The sequence below is a fragment of the Pontivivens nitratireducens genome, from assembly GCF_011290545.1.
GTDB lineage: Bacteria > Pseudomonadota > Alphaproteobacteria > Rhodobacterales > Rhodobacteraceae > Pontivivens > Pontivivens nitratireducens.
On record NZ_CP049811.1, the window covers coordinates 841,610 to 859,243 of the forward strand.

Here is a 17,634-nt window from a genome sequence, read left to right on the forward strand (position 1 = left end):
CGATGTGGGCAGACGTGGCGAAAACGGCTCCGCGACAAGGCCAGTCGCGGGGTTTGGCCGTCTCAACCGCGATGTGCGACCCTGTGGGACAGCAGCAGGTGCAGCAGGGCGATCACGGCGACCCCCGCGCCGATCAGGCCCAGCGAATCCGGCCCCAGCGCCCCGATCGCCAACGCCCCGATCGAGGAACCGATGGTCGCCCCCAGATAGATCGCCGCCGCGTTCAGGGCCAGACTGACCGTGGGCGGGTTGCCGGACATGCGCACGACGCGCACCTGTTGCCCCGCGACGAAGGACCACCCGGCCACGGCGAACAGGATCATGACGCCCGCCAGCATCCAGTCCGCATAGGGCAGGAAGCTGAAAGCGGGCATGATCGCGATTTGCAACAGACACAGCGTGCCGAGGGTGCGCAGCGGTCCGACCCGGTCCGCCATCCATCCGCCCAGGTAGTTGCCCACGACCGCCCCCAACCCGAACAGGATCAGCAGGAACGTGATGCCGTCACGTTCGTAGCCCATGCGCGATTCCAGCAACGGCGCGATATTGGTGTAGATAACGTAGATTGAGCCCAGAAAGCTGGTGGTGAACCCGATGACCAGCAGCCCGCGCCAGTTTGCCAGCGCCTCACCCAGGCTGTGCAGGCCCGTGACCTCGAACGGCAAGTCGTGGGGCACGAACCGCGCAATGCCCGCTATGCATACGATGCTGAGCACGGCGACAAGCCAGAAGGCCGATTGCCAGCCGAAGGTGTAGCCGATCCACGTGCCCGCCGGCACCCCCAGCACCTGCGCGAAGGTCAGCCCGGCGAACACCGTGGCCATGACCTTGCCCTGTCGTTCCGGCGCGCTGATTGAGGCCGCAACCCCGGCAGTGACCGGCGTGACCATTCCGGCCCCCAGCGCGGACAGTGCCCGTGCGCCGAACAGAACCTGCGCCGTGGGGGCCAGCGCGATCATGATGGCGGACAGGGCGAATATGCCCAGCCCGATCAGCAGGACGTTGCGGCGTGACCGTGCCCCCGTCAGCGCCACCAGAACGGGGGAGCCGATGGCATAGGTAACCGCATAGATCGTCAGGATCAGACCGGATTGCGTTTCATCCAGCCCGAAGGCCTGCCGTATCGGCAACAGCAGCCCGATGGCGACGAACACGCCCATCCCGATGGCAAAGTTGGCCAGCGACAGTATGAAAACGAGCATGCAGCGTATCCTGAGAAGGGCGGGACCGTGAGGAAGGGTAAGCCGAAAGGAAGGGTAGGCCGAGAGAACGTCCGCCAGGGGACCGCAGCTTGACCAGAGGAAGGAACCCTTGGCTACGATGTACGGCGGCTTGTGTCTTCCCCAAAAACATGTGACCGTCCGAGCTATGCAAAAGTGTCCAAGAGTGTCGAGATGGTTCTCTTCTGTTTTTGCGCGGGAAGCACCAGACGTTCGGATATGGCACTCACCTTTGCACCCTCCCAGGATTTGACCGGCAATCTGCGCGACGATCTGCGCCATGCGACCGGACCGGCGCATCTCAGGCTCGACACGCGCATCATGGCGCTGGACGTGGCGACCCGTTCGGGGTTGGTGACGTTCCTGCGGGGCAGCGCCTCGGCGCTTCAGACGCTTGCGCCCGTTCTGGACAGCGTGCCGCTGCCGTCCTGCACCCCGCTGCGTGATGCGATCACGGGCGATCTGTCATATCTGGGCGTGCAGCCCGACCCCCCGCCCGCCGGGGGCCTGCATCTGGACGCGAACGGTGCGCTGGGGGCCTACTACGTTATCGCCGGGTCCAGACTGGGGGCGCAGGTGCTGAAGCGGCATCACGCGAAATCCACCGATCCCTCAATTCTGGGCGCGGACCGCTATCTTACCGCACCAACGGGACTCGGCATGTGGAAGGCTCTGCTATACCAACTGACGGAAATGAATTCCAAAACGAACGGCGCTGCGGTTATTGCCGGGGCGTTGGACGCGTTCGATGTGTATGTCCGGGCCTTCGAGGCGCTGGAGCCGGGGGAAAAGACCCATGACGATGAGTGACGAAAACCTGCAACCGCAAGATGTCGATCTGACGAATTGTGAACGTGAGCCGATCCACCAATTGGGCCATGTGCAGGATTTCGGTTGCTTGATCGCGGTGTCCCACGATTGGAACATCACCCATGTTTCTGACAATGTGGGCCGGTTTTTCGATGTGAACCCGCAAGATATCATCGGTGGCCCGCTGTCGCGGCTGCTGAACCCCACCGCGCTGCATGACATTCGCGGTCGGTTGCAAGTTCTGGCCGGTGCGGACGCGGTTGAGCGGCTCTTCCACCTCGACGTGGCGCAGGCATCGGTTCCCATGGATGTGGCGATCCACATGTCGGGTCGTTCCATCGTGCTGGAGTTCGAGCGCAGCATGACCCGGGGGGCAGGCGATCAGGCCTCGCTCGTGCGGCCGATGATCGACCGGCTGAACGGCGCGCAATCCCCCGCCCAACTGCTCGATCTGGCGGTGCGCAACATGCGGGCGCTGACCGGATTCGACCGGATCATGTTGTACAAGTTCGCTGATGACGATTCGGGTGAGGTCGTGGCCGAGGTCACCCGCCCCGATCTGGAGGCATTCAAAGGTCTGCGCTATCCGGCATCCGACATTCCCAAACAAGCGCGGGCGCTGTACGAACGCTCCCTGCTGCGGATCATCGCGGATGTCGATGGCCCCAGATCGCAGGTCCTGCCTGAGCGTGGACCGGACGGCGCTCCGCTCGACATGTCGATGTCCAGCTTGCGGGCCGTGTCGCCGATCCATCTGGAATATCTGCGCAACATGGGGGTCGGTGCTTCCATGTCCGTTTCCGTGCTGCGGCGGGGCAAGTTGTGGGGGCTGATCGCCTGCCACCACATGAGCCCGCGCACGCTCAGCTACGAAACCCGTTCCGCAGTCGAAATGTTCGGTCTGGTGCTGTCGTTCGTCCTGGACCAGAAGTTGAGCGATGAAGAACAGACCCAGCTTGAGCGCGCGCGCTCCGTTCACGACCAGCTGATGTCGCAGGTCGTTGAGGGCACACCCCTGGCGGAGAATTTCGACGCATTCACCAATGCGATTGCCGATGTGATCCCTTGGGACGGCGCCATCGCCACCATCGGGGGCAGTTTCCAGTCGCGCGGTCTGGCCCCCACAGCCGAGGCTTTCGGAAAACTGCAGCGGTTTCTGAACACCACGCAGGCCAGCTCGATCTACGCCACATCGGAATTGGCGAAGGTCTATCCCGAGGCCGAGGAACTGGGCCCCGATATCGCAGGTATCCTCGCGATTCCGGTTTCGCGCACCCCGCGCGACTATTTCGTCCTGTTCCGGCGCGAAATCGCGCGCACGGTGGTGTGGGCCGGTAACCCGGACAAGCCGGTGACACCCGGTCCCAACGGCGCACGCCTGACCCCGCGCAAGAGCTTCGCCGCCTGGCAGGAGGTCGTGCGCGGCACCAGCCAACCATGGACCGAGGCCGAGTTGCGGGCCGCGGAATCGATGCGCACCACGTTGATCGAGATCATCCTGCGCCTGACCGACAGCGCCTCGCAGGATCGCGACCGTGCCCATGAGCGGCAGGAATTGCTGATAGCGGAACTGAACCACCGCGTCCGTAACATGCTAAATCTGATCCGGGGTCTGATCGCGCAGAGCGCATCGGGCAAGACATCCGTCGCGGATTTCACCGAGGTTCTGGGCGGGCGGGTCTACGCCCTGGCCCGCGCGCACGACCAGTTGACCACAAAACAGTGGGAGCCCGCCTCGTTCCACGGCCTGGTAATGGCCGAGGCGAAGGGATTTCTGGGCGATGAGAGCCGCCTGACAATTGACGGCCCCGACCCCATGCTGCGACCGCTGGCATTCTCGACCCTGGCGCTGGTGATGCATGAGTTGCTGACCAATTCGGTCAAATACGGCGCGTTGAGCGTACCTGCCGGTCGCATCATCATCGACCTGACGCATGAGCAGGACGGCGGCGTCACGATCGTGTGGAAGGAACATGACGGCCCGATCGTGCAGGCGCCCCTGCGCCACGGTTTCGGCACTGCGATCATCGACCGGTCTATTCCACACGAACTGCACGGCCGCGCGCAGATGCGCTACGATCTGACCGGGGTCGAGGCGACGCTGTACATCCCGCAACCGCAGATCGCGACGATCCGCACCGAAATCGGTAGCGACCGCGCCGCACAGGACGCCGTAGCCCGCGATACCCGGCTGGATATCGGCATCGCCATGATCGTCGAGGACAACATGATTATCGGCATGGATGCCGAGGGCATATTGCAGGAACTGGGCGCGAAGGAGGTCTATCTGGTCGGCAACAACGCCGCCGCGCTGGATCTGCTGGGCCGGGTTACGGTCGATGTCGCGCTGCTCGACGTCAACCTCGGCACGGAGACAAGCGCCCCCGTCGCCCGCATGCTGGCGGAACAGGGCGTTCCGTTCATGCTGACCACAGGCTATGGCGAAGTCGGCGCCAAGATGGACGTCAGCGAGGATGTGCCCGTGCTGCAAAAACCGTTCAGCAACGACGCAATCCGCAACGGGCTTCGCAAATTGCTGAGCTGACCGTGGGGTCGGCCCGCCGGATGACGAAATGCGATTGCATCTCAGAGGGGTAGTGGAGCCAAAGTGATCTGGAACGTCGCGTACCTTTGGCTCGTTGCAGTGGGTTTTCTGAATCCTATCAATGAATCGCGTCATGCATTACTGACCCAGACCGGACCTTCACCGAGACCTATCCCTATGAAGTGCGGGAAAAAGCCGACCTTGGATGAACGTGTATCAATGTCCGGTTCGGCGAACCGTTCAGAAAATGGTGGTTTTTGGGAAGATCTGTACAGGCACAGCGAAAATCGGAGGGAGCCCAAAGGTCACGCGGTTCTTACGCGAGCATCCGCTTGGCCGCCGTAGAGACATCCCCAGTATTGGGCGTTCCGGATGGCTCAATCAGAAGCAGGTGCGCTTCCTGCTTCGCAACCGTTCTATGCTCAATTCCTCTTGGAACAACGTAAACTTCCCCGGCACGCAACGTTACCGTTTCGTCCCGCATTTCAATGTCGAGCTCGCCTCGTAAGACAAGGAAAAAATCGTCGGTTTCTTCGTGAACATGCCAATTAAACTCACCCTCAACTTTCACGACCATGATGTCATGGCCATTGAACTCTGAAAGAGTGCGTGGCGACCAATGTTCCTTAAATGTCTCAAGTTTTTCGGCCAGATTGATTGCTTTGCTCATGTTGATTTTCCTATTATTGTTATGATCCTCTTGGTTATGCGTGAGGGCCACCAAGACAGCCTTGCCCGCACAGTCGGGCTTCAATGATGCTCCAAAAACCCTCTTATTTTGGGCCATACGCAAACCACCTCATTGGAGACTATCAAAGGCCCTATTCGAAACCCAAGGCCTTAAGGTCTTGTTGGAGGTTTTTGATCGTCTTGTGACAGCAGACATTCGCTGCGTAGCAGCATCGGTCAAAGAGGGCTCTTTTGAGACCTTCGCCGCGACCGGCGCGAAGGTCAGCTATGCCGTTTCCAAAAAACTGGGCCAGTTGTTGACGTAAATGTCAAAGTCGTCTGACGTTTCACAAGTGAAAAGTGGTGCCGCAGAAGGGATTCGAACCCCCGACCCCATCATTACGAATGATGTGCTCTACCAACTGAGCTACTGCGGCGACGGGCCGTGATTAGCGATTGCGCGTGATCTGCGCAAGAGAAATCAGGCCGATTTCGCGGGTTCCGTTTCCTTGCGCGCGGCGGCGGCGGCCAGATCGGTTTCGTCCATTGCGGCACCGTCGATATCGCCCGTCATCGGATTGGTCTCAGGCGGAACGGTCCCTGTCTCTTCGGCTGTGGACCCTTCAGATACGGAGTGCTCCTCAGACTCAATCGGGGAGCCCTCATCCTGCGCGTCGGAACCGAGAATTCCGGTGATAACGGGCAGCATCGCCGCACTGTCGGTCCGGCTGGCGGAAGGTTGCGACAGTTCGAGCCAGTCGATTGTGTCGAAGGCGTCGCAGTTGGAACAGGTCGCGGACCATTCGGCGTGGGTGGCGCGGCAATTCGTGCAGACCCATTGCGGCCCCTGAGATGCGGTCAGCGCCTTGGCCAGCCAGCCGCGCACGACCTTGTCGTCGGCCCCTTCGCCGCGTTCGACGGCGGCCATGATCGCCAGCGCGCGTGTGGTCGGGGCTGTCGTCGCCAGATCGCCCATTGCACGGCGCGCTGCGGGGAAATCCTCATCCGCGATGGCCAGCTCGGCCTTGAGCATCCTGGTCTCCGGGTGATCGGGATGCGCCTGAAGCAAGGGCTCGAACCGCTTGCGCCGTGCAGAGGGATCCTCATCCGGGACAAGCGCGGCAAAGGCTGCTGCCAGATCGGGGTGCGGCGCGATCTTCCATGTCTTGAGCAAGGTACGCTGCGCGGCGCGGGGGCTGTTGCGATGCAGATGCACGCGCGAGGCGGTGACGGAGGCGGGAACATGTCCGGGCGTCAGGCGGTGCGCCTCAAGCGCGGCATCCCCGGCGGGGCCTGCATCGTCCACGGCGATCCGCTCCCGTGCGGAGGCGAGGGTCAGCATCGCGTCGCGCCGGTTTGCAACGTCACGGGGCAGGGCGCTGGCCTTGACCTGCGCGGCCAGGGTACGGCGCGCGCCGTCCCATTCGGCCTGTTCTGTTTGCAAGGTGAACAGCGTGCTCAGAAGCCCCTCATGCCGGGGCCGGATCGAAAAGGCACGCTCGGCCAGTTTCAGCGCGGTTTCCGTTTCCCCCTTGGCGAGGCGTTGACGCATCAGGCCATGAATGCCCACGAACCGCGTGCGCCCATCGGAGAGCATGGCCTTGTACTGTTCCTCGGCCAGATGCCGCTCACCCGCTTCCTCCGCCGCCTGCGCGGTGACGAGGCGGGTCAGTTCGGGGCGGTCGAGCAGCTTGTCGGCCTTGCGCGCACGGCTCAACGCGTTCTTGCCATCGCCCGAGGCGTTCAGCATCATCGCCTCGGCCAGGGCGTTGAACCCGCGACGTTCCCTGTTGCGGTCGAAAAAGCGCGACAGCGCCGTCTCATCCCCCGTCAGGAACCGCAGCACCGCGATCAGAAGCCCCACGAGTTTCAGCACGATCAGGAAGAGGATCATTGCGATGGCCAGAACGACCAGCACCTCGATCGGCTCGAAGGGATATTCGCGCCCGCCCACGGCGAGGGTCAGACCGCCGTCCTGATCCATCACATAGATCACACCGAAAGCGGCCGCCGTGATGAGAGCGACGAAAAGAATGATTTTGAGCAGGGACCAGAGCATCTAAGCGTTTCCTCGGGAATTCAGTTATCGGCGTCCAGACGTTCGGCCAGGGTGCGGTATGCGGAAAGGGCATCATGACGCGCGCGCAGGTCCGCGGTCCATGACGAGAGAGTTTCGGCAGGGGCGCCGGACAGCTGCTCCGCCTCGGTCAGTGCCGCCTCCAGATTGCCCCGACGCAGACGCGCCTCAACTCGTGAGAGGATGGCGTCGGCATCGTCGCCTTCACGTTCGACCAGCGAGCGTCCAGCAACGCGGGAGCGCAGGAAAGCGCTGGCGCTGGACAGGATGTTGTCGTCCTCACCCGGTGCGATTTCGGCGCGGATGGCCTGACGCGCAACCTCGGGGAAGCTGGTTTCCAGCGCGACCTGGGTCGGCACACCGGTGGGTGCCAGTTCGGGCAGGGGGGCCGGGATCTCGACCTGTTCAGCGAGTTCAGCGAGCGGTTCCTCGAACGGCTCCCCGGTGTCGAGGGCATTTGCCAGCGCGGTCATGGCCGCCTGTTCGGAGGCGACGGCGACCTGCGCCTCGGCCTCGGCCTGCGCGGCGGCGACTTCCTCACGCGCGGTGGCGAGCTGACGTTCCGCCGTGGCGGCAACCTCGTCGATCCGCTGATCCAGTGCCCCGTTGCGCGCGGAAATCGAATCCAGTTCGGCCTGTAGCCCCTCCAGCGCGGCGGTGAAGGCGTCGATCTCGGCCGCGTTCTGGCCGGTGATGCCGCCCTCACCGGCTGCAAGGCCGGTCAGGTCGCTGCGCAGCGACGACATCTCCGCGGTGATGCCCTCCAGCCGGGTTTCGACCTGAGCCAGACGTTCCTCGATTGCGGCACTGTCGGCGGCGGCGACCTGATCGGACAAATCGTTAACCTGTGCGCTGAGCGCGGTGATCGATTCGGCGCTCCGCTGTTCGCTCTCGACCACGGCGGTGTCGATGCGCTCATCCACCCCCTCGGGCGTCAAACCGGTGTCGAGCGTGTCGATCCGGGCGTTCAGCCGGGCCTCCATCTCCTCCACCTGCATTTGCGCGGCCCGCTGGCCGGGGGTCAGCCATTCGGCGACCGGGGCAAGGCCGGATGGCAGGTTGGGTGCGACCTTGGGCCCGCCCCAAAGGATCAGCACCGCACCCGCCACCAGCAGGAACAGCCAGAACAGAACACGCCCCGCGACGGAGCCTGTATCCTCATGATATTCATCATCCGGTGACATGCCGTCGGATGAGGACGCATCAGGCGCGACGTAGCTGGGGCTGGCCGGATCGGAGGTCGAGCGCGCGTTCACATCGGCCGGCGCGCCGCCCCACGGCGTGGTCGCGGCGGCTGCGGTGGCACCGGGAATGACGGAATCAGCGTCATCCTGCGGCGTGTCGTCTGCATCGTCATCAGGGGAACCGTCATCCGCGCTCACGTCGCCGGGGACGGTGTCGCCAGGAACGGTATCCGCCCCGCCCGCGATGATGTCCTCCTGCGTCTCATCGTCCTGCACTTCGTCGTCCGAATTGTCATCGTCCGGGATCACCAGCGGGTCCGTCTTGGCCGGAGGGGTGTCCGGCGTCTCGACCAGTTCGGCATCCTCGACATCGGGCAGATTTGTCTCGGCACCGTCGACCTTGTCGTCGGTATCGTGCTGCTGGTCGGGGCGCTTGGGGTCGGACATGGCAAAAACTCTCGATAGGCGCGGCGGTGGATGCAATTCAAGCTAGGTCAGCCTGCGAAAGCGGCAAGCCTTAACATTGTGCGCTCTTGCGGTGCAGCAACGCAAGCAGACCGTTGGTATCAGGGGTGGGCGACGTTTCCACGCCCTTTGATGCTAACGGGGCCAGAATTCGGGCGGTTGCGGGGCTGATGGCGATCAGGCGCGTCGCGTCCAGCCGCCAGCGATCCGTGCGTTCGGCCAGCAATCGGGCGGCGGTTCGCGGGGAAAAGACCGGGATCGCGTCGATTTCCCCAGCCTCCAACGCATGATGAGCGTCGGGCGACAGCGGGCGCGCTTCCGCCTCATAGACGATGCAGGTGGCGATCTGGCGATCCGGCAACAGGTCTGCCAGTTCAGCGGAGACATGGGTGCCGCGAATGTGCAGCAGGGGGCCGCCGGTTTGGTCACGCAAATGGGGCACCAGCGCGGTGAGTGTCGGGGCCGTCGCGGGGATGGGGAACCCCGCGGCCTGTGCAGCCTGCGCCGTGCGCGCTCCGACGCAAAAGGCCGGCAGGGTGCAGTCGCCGTCCCGCCGCCGCCACCCCGCCACCCCGTTGGTGGAGGTGAACACCACCGCCCGGGCGTGGCCCGTATCCACCACCGGGTTCAGAAACCGGATCTCCAGCAAGGGGGAGGTCAGAACCCCGAAACCGGGCCCCAGCGCCTGCGCGAAATCCTGCGATTGCGCGGTCGGACGGGTCAGCAGAACCCGCGTCGCAGAAGTCCCGGTCACAAAAGGCCCTGTCACAGAAATCCCTGTCACAAAAATCCCGGCCCGGCGCGGCGCAGCAATTCGCGCCCGGCTGCCGCCCCCATCTCCACCGCATCGGCGCAAGGCGCGCGCCATGTGTCGGAATGCGTGATAGAGCCGTCAGGCTTCAGGATTTCGCCGCGCAGGGTCACGTGCCCGTCCTGCATCTGCGCCAGCCCGCCGATGGGCGTGCGGCACGATCCGTCCAGCTCGGCCAGAAAGGCCCGCTCCACCGCGACGACCAGCGCACTGTCGGCGTCGTTCAGCGGGGCGAGCAGGGCGCTTGCCTGCGCGTCGTCCGCCCGCTGTTCGATCGAGATCGCGCCCTGCGCCACGGCGGGCAGCATGGTTTCGGGGGGGATCGGGTTGAGAAGGTCCGTCTGTCCCAGGCGGTTCAGCCCCGCACAGGCCAGCAGGGTCGCAACGGCCAGACCGGCATCCAGCTTGGCCAGCCGGGTCTGCACGTTGCCGCGAAACTCCACGAACCGCAGGTCGGGGCGCCGTGCGGCCATCTGCGCCCGACGCCGGATCGAGGAGGTCCCCACGACCGAACCCTGCGGCAGCGCGTCGAATGTCGCATATTTGCGGGAGATGAAGCTGTCGCGCACGTCCTCACGCGGCAGGAACGTGCTGAGCGTCAGGCCGTCAGGCAAAAGGTTCGCCACGTCCTTGGTCGAATGTACGGCAATGTCGATGCGGCGGTCGATCAGCGCGGCTTCGAGTTCCTTGGTGAACAGGCCCTTGCCGCCGATCTCGCTCAACGGGCGGTCCTGCACGGCGTCGCCGGTGGTCTGAATCACCGTGATGGCGAAGCAATCCTCGGGCAGGGAATGCGCGGTGGCGAGGCGTCCACGCACCTCATGCGCCTGCGCTAGGGCGAGCGGCGATCCACGGGTTCCGATTTTCAGCGGGCTGTCTGGGGTCGGTTCTGTCATGGGGCTATCTAGCCATGTGACGGGTTTTCAGCAAGTGCGACACCGCCCTGCCATGTAGGTGCGGCTGATCGGGTATGGATGCGTTCGGGCGCACCGGCCCCTGCGGATCACAGCGTGATGTTGTTGCGGTACAGCCAATCCTCGATGGCGGGGCGCACGCTTTGCGCGCCGCTGGCGCAGGCGTCGTCTATCACGGCGCGGACCTCATCCAGATCGCAGCGGCGCAGCAGATGCTTGACCGGCCCGATGGAGGCTGGACGCATCGACAGATTGCGCAACCCCATCGCCGACAGGCACAATGCCTCGATCGGGCGGCCGGCATCCTCGCCGCAGAAACTGACCGGCGTGTCGTGGCGGTCGCAACGCTCGACGATCTGGCCGATGAAGGTCAAGTAGCTGACGTTCAGCGTGTCATAGCGGCGCCGGACGCGCTCGTTCTCGCGGTCCGCGGCAAAGAAGAACTGTTTCAGATCGTTGCCCCCGATCGAGACGAAATCGACGATCTCGAAAAATGCGTCGGGCGCGAAGGCCAGGCTGGGCGTCTCCAGCATCGCGCCGACCTCCAGCGATTGCGGCGCGACATGACCCATGGAAACCTCACGCGCGGCCTCATCGAAGACCAGCTTGCGGGCCTCAAGGAATTCGTCGAGCTGTGCGACCATGGGAAACATCACCGACAGCGGACGCCCGTTCGCGCCGCGCAGCAGACTTTGCACCTGCATCCGCATCACCCCGCGCCGGTCGAGGCCGAGGCGGATCGCGCGCCAGCCCATCGCCGGGTTCGGCTCATCCGTGGGGCGCATGTAGGGCAGCACCTTGTCCGAGCCGATGTCCAGCGTGCGAAAAACCACGCGCTTGCCGCGCCCGGAATCCAGAATCCGCGAATAGAGCGCCGCCTGCTCCGCCCGGCGGGGCACCTTGGAGCGGACGAGGAATTGCAACTCGGTGCGGTACAGTCCCACCCCCTCCGCGCCGCTGCTCACCAGCGAGGGCAGATCCGCCATCAGGCCCGCATTCATGTGCAGCGACACAATCGTCCCGCACAGGGCCTGCGCCGGAAGTTCGCGCAGCGTGGCGTATTTTTCCTGCGCTTCGGCGCGCATGGCCATCTTTTCGCGAAAGGCGCTGCGCACGCTGTCCTCGGGGCGCAGATGGACGAACCCGGTGTCGCCGTCGATCAGGATCGGGTCGCCCTCCAGCGCCTCCCGCGTGATGCGTCCGGCTTGCAGAACCAGCGGGATCGCCAGCGCGCGCGCCACGATCACCGCGTGCGAACTGACGGCCCCCTGTTCCAGCACGATACCGCAAAGCCGGTTGCCATAGTCCAGCAGTTCCGCCGGGCCGATATTGCGGGCGACCAGCACCGCATTGTCGGGAATGTCGAACCGGTCGTCGCGCTGCCCCGAAAGCAGTCGCAGCAGGCGATAGGACAGATCGTCCAGATCGTGAAAGCGTTCGCGCAGATAGGGATCGGTCATGTGCGACATGCGTTTGCGAATGCTGGCCTGTTCCTTCTCGACCGAGACCTCGGCGGCCAGACCTTCGCGGATGCCGTCCTCTATCCGGGTGATCCAGCCGCGATCGCGGGCGAACATCGCATAGGTGTGCAGGACCTCGGCCGCCTCGCCCGCCTCATCGACCGCGCCGGTGTCGAGCATCCGGTCCACTTCGCCGTGCAATCTGTGCAGGGCGTCGTGCAGGCGGCGATGTTCGGCCTCGGGGTCGTCGCTGACGGGGTTCGTGATGACGATGTGCGGATCGTGCAGATGGACGACCCCTTCGGCGACCCCCTCCTGCCCCTGGATGCCGCGAAAGAAGACCGGGCTGGAATGGGGCGGGGCAATCCCCCCCAGATCGCCGCTGGAGGTGAAGGCCCCGGCCTCCGCCATTTCGGCGATCACCATCGCCACGACCTCCAGCCCGTGCAGGTCGTCCTCGGAAAATTTGCGGACCGACTTGTTCTGAACGACCAGCACGCCCAGTGATTCGCCAAGCCGCTGGATCGGCACGCCCAGAAAGCCGGAATAGATTTCCTCGCTGGTTTCGGGCATGTAGCGAAACCCCGGGGTGCGCGGCGCATCGGCGGTGTTGACCGCCTGACCGTGTTCCGCGACCCGGCCCACCAGACCCTGGCCGAACCGCATCCGGGTCTGATGCACAGCCTCGGGGTTGAGCCCTTCCGTTGCGCACAACTCCAGCGTGCGTTCGTCGCAACGCAGGTAGATCGAGCACACTTCGGTGTCCATCGTTTCGGCGATCACCCGGACCATGATGTCGAGCCGTTCCTGCCCGCCCTCACGATTGGCGAGAACGTCACGCAGCTTTTGCAGCAACACCCTCGAAGAGGCACCGCGTGTAGGGGTGTTCATCTCGGGCTCACCATACGCTCGTTCTAGTTGTGGGGACTATAGGGCCGCGAATGGATGACGTGAAGGGCGATAAGTCCCGCCAAGTGTAGCCAAAGTCACAGCGCGAGAAATGATCGCCGCGCGGAACGCGCCTATAAATGACCGCACGGAATGCGCCGATATCCGCTGGTTCGGCTGAAGCCCCCGCAGGATCACGGCGAGGGCTTCAGCGAAGGATCACCCGACCTTGTGCAGCTCGAACGTGTCGTGCAGCGCCTGCACGGCCAGCTCCATGTATTTGCGGTCCACCAGGACGGAGACCTTGATCTCGCTCGTCGTGATGACCTTGATGTTCACGCCGTCATTGGCCAGCGCGCGGAACATCTTTCCGGCGACACCGGCATGGGAGCGCATTCCGATGCCGACGATGGAGATCTTGGCGCAATCGGTATCCACCACCAGATCGTCATAGGAGATGGTGCCGGCCGTCTTGCCTGCCTCGACCGCAGCCGTTGCGCGGGCGACGTCATCCACCGGGCAGGAGAAGGTGATGTCGGTATACCCTTCCTCCGAGATGTTCTGGATGATCATGTCCACATTCACGCCCGCATCCGCCAGCGGGCCGAAGACGCTGGCCGCGATGCCGGGGCTGTCGGCCAGGTGCAGCAGGGTGATCTTCGCCTCGTCGCGGCTGTAGGCGACACCGGAGATGACGTTGGATTCCATGATTTCATCCTCATCGCAGACGAGCGTTCCGGGCTCGTCGGAAAAACTGGACCGCACGGCGAGGCGGACCTTGTGGGCCATGGCCAGCTCGACCGAGCGGACCTGAAGCACCTTCGCGCCGAGGCTGGCAAGCTCCAGCATCTCCTCATAGGCGATGCGGTCCAGCTTGCGGGCCTTCTTGGTGATGCGCGGATCGGTGGTATAGACGCCGTCCACATCGGTATAGATGTCGCAGCGTTCCGCGCCCAGCGCGGCGGCAAAGGCGACGGCGGTGGTGTCGGACCCGCCCCGACCCAGTGTGGTGATCCGGCCCTCGGCGCTCAGCCCCTGAAAACCGGCGATCACCGCATGGGTGCCCTCAGCGAATTTCGCGTCCAGATTGGCGGTGTCGATGCCCTCGATCCGCGCGACGCCGTGGGCGGAGGACGTGCGCACCGGCACCTGCCATCCCAGCCAGGACCGCGCGTCAATGCCCATCTGCTGCAAGGTCAGCGCCATCAGGCCCGCCGTCACCTGCTCACCCGAGGCGACGACGCTGTCATATTCGCGGGCATCATAGAACCCGGCGGAATTGCTGCCCGCCGGGGCGGCGGCATCGCGCACCCAACCGACCAGCTCATTGGTCTTGCCCGACATGGCAGACACGACGACGGCAACGTCGTAGCCTGCGTCGATCTCCCGCTTGACCTTGAGGGCGGCGTTCCTGATGCGGTCCAGATCGGCGACCGAAGTGCCGCCGAATTTCATCACGAGGCGGGGCATGAGGCGTATCCTGACGTATTGATATTTGCCCTGAACGGCGGGCCGGAAAATCCGCGCGGTACTTAGCGTGTCGCGCGGCAATGGGCAAGCAATCGCGCGCTCAGTGCGTCTTTCGCGGGCCGAAGGGCAGGGGGGCCACCGGAATGCCGTCGTCGATCAGGGCCTTCGCCTCCGCCTGCGTGGCCTCACCCCAGATCGGGCGTTCGTCGCTTTCGCCGTCATGAATGCGGCGGGCCTCGCTCGCGAAGGTCTTGCCTACATAGTCGCTTTCGGCCTCGACCTTTTCGCGCAGCGCGCGCAGGGCAATCTCGGCCGGCGACCGGTTCGCGGTCAGCGGCGCGCTCTCTTCCTCCGCCGCGCTCACACGGGGGGCCATCATCGCCTTGACCACATCGTCATCGCCGCAGATCGCACAGGACACATGCCCGGCCCCGGCCAGGCGGTCATAGGTGCCACTGTCAGCGAACCAGCTTTCGAAGCGGTGCCCGGCACTGCATTTGAGGGTATAGCGGATCATCTCGTCACCGTTGCGTCAAATCACTGCGTTAGATAGCGATGGTCCCGCCCGATGCAAAGCGGCATCGCCGTCGCGGGCATTTGGCAAGGCCACCTTACACGAGGAGACCCGATGACGATACGAGGGTGGCGCCGAATCGCCGTAGTGCTGGTCTGCACCGTGATGGGCGGACTGGTCGTCGCTTGGGGCGTGCCGACCCTGGGCGCGATGGTCTTGATCGCGATAAGCGGGCTGTCGGGCATCGCGGTGTTCGCAATTCTGGCGCCGGACGTCGATGACGAACCCACGACCAGCGCCCCCAAGTCATCCGGTGCCTTGCCGCGCGGGGTCGGGCGGCATCTGCTGGAACGCATCCCCAGCCCGCTGTTCCTGATCGACGCGCGCGGGCGCATTGTCTACGCCAATACGGCGACGCGCACGATGCTGCCCCGGCTGGAACAGGGCGTCCATTATGCCTCGCTGTTTCGGGCACCCGCCTTCGTTGATGGCGTGGCGCAAGTGATGCAGGGCACGGCGGAGCAGACGGTGACCTTCACCACGTTCTTCGCCGGGATCGAGACACATCTTCTGGCGCAGATGCGACAGATGGAGGCGGATCAGGAATTCGGCGCGGGCCAGCAAGTCCTCGTCCAGTTGTCGGATGAGACGCGGCGCATGGCGACGGAGCGGATGCGAACGGATTTCATCGCCAATGCCAGCCACGAATTGCGCACACCGCTCGCCTCGATCATCGGGTATATCGAAACGCTGCAAGGCCACGCCCGCGATGATGAGGCCGCCCGCATTCATTTCCTCGACATCATGTCGCAACAGGCGGCGCGAATGCAGCGGCTGGTAGAGGACCTGATGTCGCTCAGCCGGATCGAGATGGATGCCCGCTCCACCCCGACGACGCCCTGCGATCTGTCGCGGATCGTGCTTGAGGTTACGGATGGGATGCAGCCCCTGGCCCAGCGGCGCAAGGCAACGTTGCAGGTCACGTTCGGACAGGAAACCGCCGGGATCGTCGCGGATCGCGATCAGATCGGGCAGGTGCTCAGCAACCTGATAGAGAACGCGCTGAAATACGGGGGCGAGGGCGGCACGGTCAGGGTTTTCCGCACCGAAGCCGATTCGCGGTTTCCCGGCATGATCGGCGTGGGGGTCAGCGACGACGGCCCGGGGATCGGTCGCGAACACCTGCCCCGCCTGACCGAACGTTTCTACCGGGTCAACGCCAAGCAGAGCAGGGCGCAGGGCGGCACGGGGCTGGGCCTTGCCATCGTGAAGCACATCCTCGCGCGGCATGGCGGGGAACTGGACGTCGCGTCAGTTCAGGGTCTGGGCAGCACCTTTACCGCATGGTTGCCGTTGCATACGCAGGACGAGGCGGCGTGAGTCTGGCTTATTCCATGCAAAATCAACGCCATGAACTGTCATATTTCCGATATGGCCTGCTGTTAGACAAACCCCGACTTCGGTTGTCGCCGAGGGTTTCGAGTGGCAGCATTGTCGCATAACGAATGGGTCCCAGACCCGAATAGCGGAGTTTCTCACTGTGAAAAAATCAAGCATCCTCGCGCTCACGACTGTCGGCATGGTCGCCGCTGTCACCGCGAACGCCCAGTCGCGCGATCAAATTCAGATCGTCGGTTCCTCCACGGTGTTCCCCTTCTCCACCGCTGTGGCCGAGCGTTTCGGAAACGTCACCGACTTCCAGACCCCGATCGTGGAATCGACCGGCTCGGGTGGCGGTATCCGCCTGTTCTGCGCCGGTGTCGGCGTCGAGAACCCGGACATGACCAACGCCTCGCGCCGGATCAAGCCGTCCGAGCTGGAAACCTGCTCCGAGAACGGCGTGACCGGCGTGATCGAAGTGAAGATCGGCTATGACGGCATCGTGCTGGCCAATTCCAGCGAAGCCCCCGTCTACAATCTGACCACCGGGCAGATCTGGCAGGCGCTGGCCGCCGACGGCCCCCTGCCCACGATGTGGAATGAGATCGACCCCTCGCTGCCCGCAGTTGAGATCGAGGTTCTGGGACCGCCGCCGTCCTCCGGTACGCGTGATGCGTTCGAGGAACTGGTGATGGAAGCCGGATGCGAGACGATTTCCGGCGCGAACTGCGAAAACTCCGCCCATATCCGCGAGGATGGCGTCTATGTCGACGCGGGTGAGAACGACAACCTGATCGTGTCGCGCCTCGAAGCGAACCCGCAGGCCGTCGGTGTGTTCGGCTTCTCGTTCCTCGACCAGAACAGCGACGTGATCCAGGGATCGCTGATCAACGGGGTTGAGCCGACCTTCGACGCCATCGCCGATGCGGATTATCCGGTCGCACGCTCGATGTATTTCTACATCAAGGACGCACATATCGGCGTCGTTCCGGGCATCGCGGAATATGCCGAGCTGTTCGTGTCCGAGGACATGATCGGCGAAGACGGCTCCCTGCTTGATCTGGGCCTGATCCCGCTGCCCGAGGATGAGCTGGAAACGACGCAGAGCAATGTCGCGAACCGCACTGTGCTGACGACACAAGACTTCTGATTTCATGTCGCGTATGCGATTGAAGTAAGATGACGGACAGGGGCGCGCGCGTCCCTGTCCCCAATTTCTGGCCCCAC

The 17,634-nt window shown here is 64.0% G+C and carries 14 protein-coding genes and 1 tRNA gene; 5 read left to right on the forward strand and 10 right to left on the reverse strand.

The features are described from left to right. Positions 1-62: 62 nt before the first annotated feature. Positions 63-1,202, reverse strand: a complete 1,140-nt coding sequence (locus G8E03_RS04025) for an MFS transporter (protein ID WP_166188935.1) — start codon at positions 1,200-1,202, stop codon at positions 63-65. A gap of 267 nt (positions 1,203-1,469) precedes the next feature. On the opposite strand from G8E03_RS04025, the gene G8E03_RS04030 reads away from it, so the two are divergent. Together G8E03_RS04030 and G8E03_RS04035 are read left to right on the forward strand one after the other, a co-directional pair. Continuing rightward, on the forward strand, positions 1,470-2,030 hold the full coding sequence (locus tag G8E03_RS04030) for a biliverdin-producing heme oxygenase (RefSeq protein ID WP_205793241.1): 561 nt from the start codon (positions 1,470-1,472) through the stop codon (positions 2,028-2,030). Next, entirely contained in the window at positions 2,017-4,575 is a 2,559-nt protein-coding gene (locus G8E03_RS04035) for an HWE histidine kinase domain-containing protein (RefSeq protein WP_240910419.1), read from the forward strand. The genes G8E03_RS04030 and G8E03_RS04035 overlap by 14 nt, the downstream gene beginning before the upstream one ends. Before the next feature lie 316 nt (positions 4,576-4,891). Here the strand turns inward: G8E03_RS04035 and G8E03_RS04040 are convergent, their stop codons facing one another. Continuing rightward, a complete protein-coding gene (locus tag G8E03_RS04040) occupies positions 4,892-5,245 on the reverse strand; it encodes a cupin domain-containing protein (RefSeq protein ID WP_166188940.1) in 354 nt (117 codons plus the stop codon). Between the two features lie 181 nt (positions 5,246-5,426). On the opposite strand from G8E03_RS04040, the gene G8E03_RS17295 reads away from it, so the two are divergent. Next, positions 5,427-5,570 (forward strand): hypothetical protein, encoded by a 144-nt coding sequence (locus G8E03_RS17295; RefSeq protein ID WP_205793243.1) that lies wholly within the window; start codon positions 5,427-5,429, stop codon positions 5,568-5,570. A 35-nt stretch (positions 5,571-5,605) separates the two neighbouring features. On the opposite strand, the gene G8E03_RS04045 is transcribed toward G8E03_RS17295, so the two are convergent. The 8 genes from G8E03_RS04045 to G8E03_RS04080 form a co-directional block, all read right to left on the reverse strand. Continuing rightward, a tRNA-Thr gene (locus G8E03_RS04045) sits at positions 5,606-5,681 on the reverse strand. A gap of 44 nt (positions 5,682-5,725) precedes the next feature. Then, positions 5,726-7,303: a heme biosynthesis protein HemY gene (locus tag G8E03_RS04050; RefSeq protein ID WP_166188942.1), complete on the reverse strand. Its 1,578-nt coding sequence runs from the start codon at positions 7,301-7,303 to the stop codon at positions 5,726-5,728. A gap of 20 nt (positions 7,304-7,323) precedes the next feature. Continuing rightward, positions 7,324-8,952 (reverse strand): mitofilin family membrane protein, encoded by a 1,629-nt coding sequence (locus G8E03_RS04055; RefSeq protein WP_166188944.1) that lies wholly within the window; start codon positions 8,950-8,952, stop codon positions 7,324-7,326. A gap of 70 nt (positions 8,953-9,022) precedes the next feature. Continuing rightward, the gene (locus G8E03_RS04060) at positions 9,023-9,724 is read right to left on the reverse strand and encodes a uroporphyrinogen-III synthase (protein ID WP_166188947.1); all 702 of its coding nucleotides are present in this window, start codon (positions 9,722-9,724) and stop codon (positions 9,023-9,025) included. 26 nt (positions 9,725-9,750) lie between these two features. After that, positions 9,751-10,677 (reverse strand): hydroxymethylbilane synthase, encoded by a 927-nt coding sequence (gene hemC / locus G8E03_RS04065; RefSeq protein ID WP_166188949.1) that lies wholly within the window; start codon positions 10,675-10,677, stop codon positions 9,751-9,753. A gap of 107 nt (positions 10,678-10,784) precedes the next feature. Continuing rightward, positions 10,785-13,046, reverse strand: coding sequence for a phosphoenolpyruvate--protein phosphotransferase (ptsP, locus tag G8E03_RS04070; protein ID WP_166188952.1), 2,262 nt, complete (start codon positions 13,044-13,046; stop codon positions 10,785-10,787). A 216-nt stretch (positions 13,047-13,262) separates the two neighbouring features. Further along, positions 13,263-14,513, reverse strand: coding sequence for an aspartate kinase (locus G8E03_RS04075; RefSeq protein ID WP_166188955.1), 1,251 nt, complete (start codon positions 14,511-14,513; stop codon positions 13,263-13,265). A gap of 100 nt (positions 14,514-14,613) precedes the next feature. Continuing rightward, complete coding sequence (locus tag G8E03_RS04080; RefSeq protein WP_166188957.1) at positions 14,614-15,030, reverse strand: DUF1178 family protein; 417 nt, start codon at positions 15,028-15,030, stop codon at positions 14,614-14,616. A 111-nt stretch (positions 15,031-15,141) separates the two neighbouring features. Here G8E03_RS04080 and G8E03_RS04085 point away from each other — a divergent pair, with 111 nt between their 5' ends. After that, positions 15,142-16,407, forward strand: coding sequence for an ATP-binding protein (locus tag G8E03_RS04085; RefSeq protein WP_166188959.1), 1,266 nt, complete (start codon positions 15,142-15,144; stop codon positions 16,405-16,407). 160 nt (positions 16,408-16,567) lie between these two features. Then, positions 16,568-17,557 carry a substrate-binding domain-containing protein gene (locus tag G8E03_RS04090; RefSeq protein WP_240910420.1) on the forward strand — a complete coding sequence of 330 codons (990 nt, stop codon included), beginning with the start codon at positions 16,568-16,570 and terminating at the stop codon, positions 17,555-17,557. The last annotated feature ends 77 nt before the right edge of the window (positions 17,558-17,634 follow it).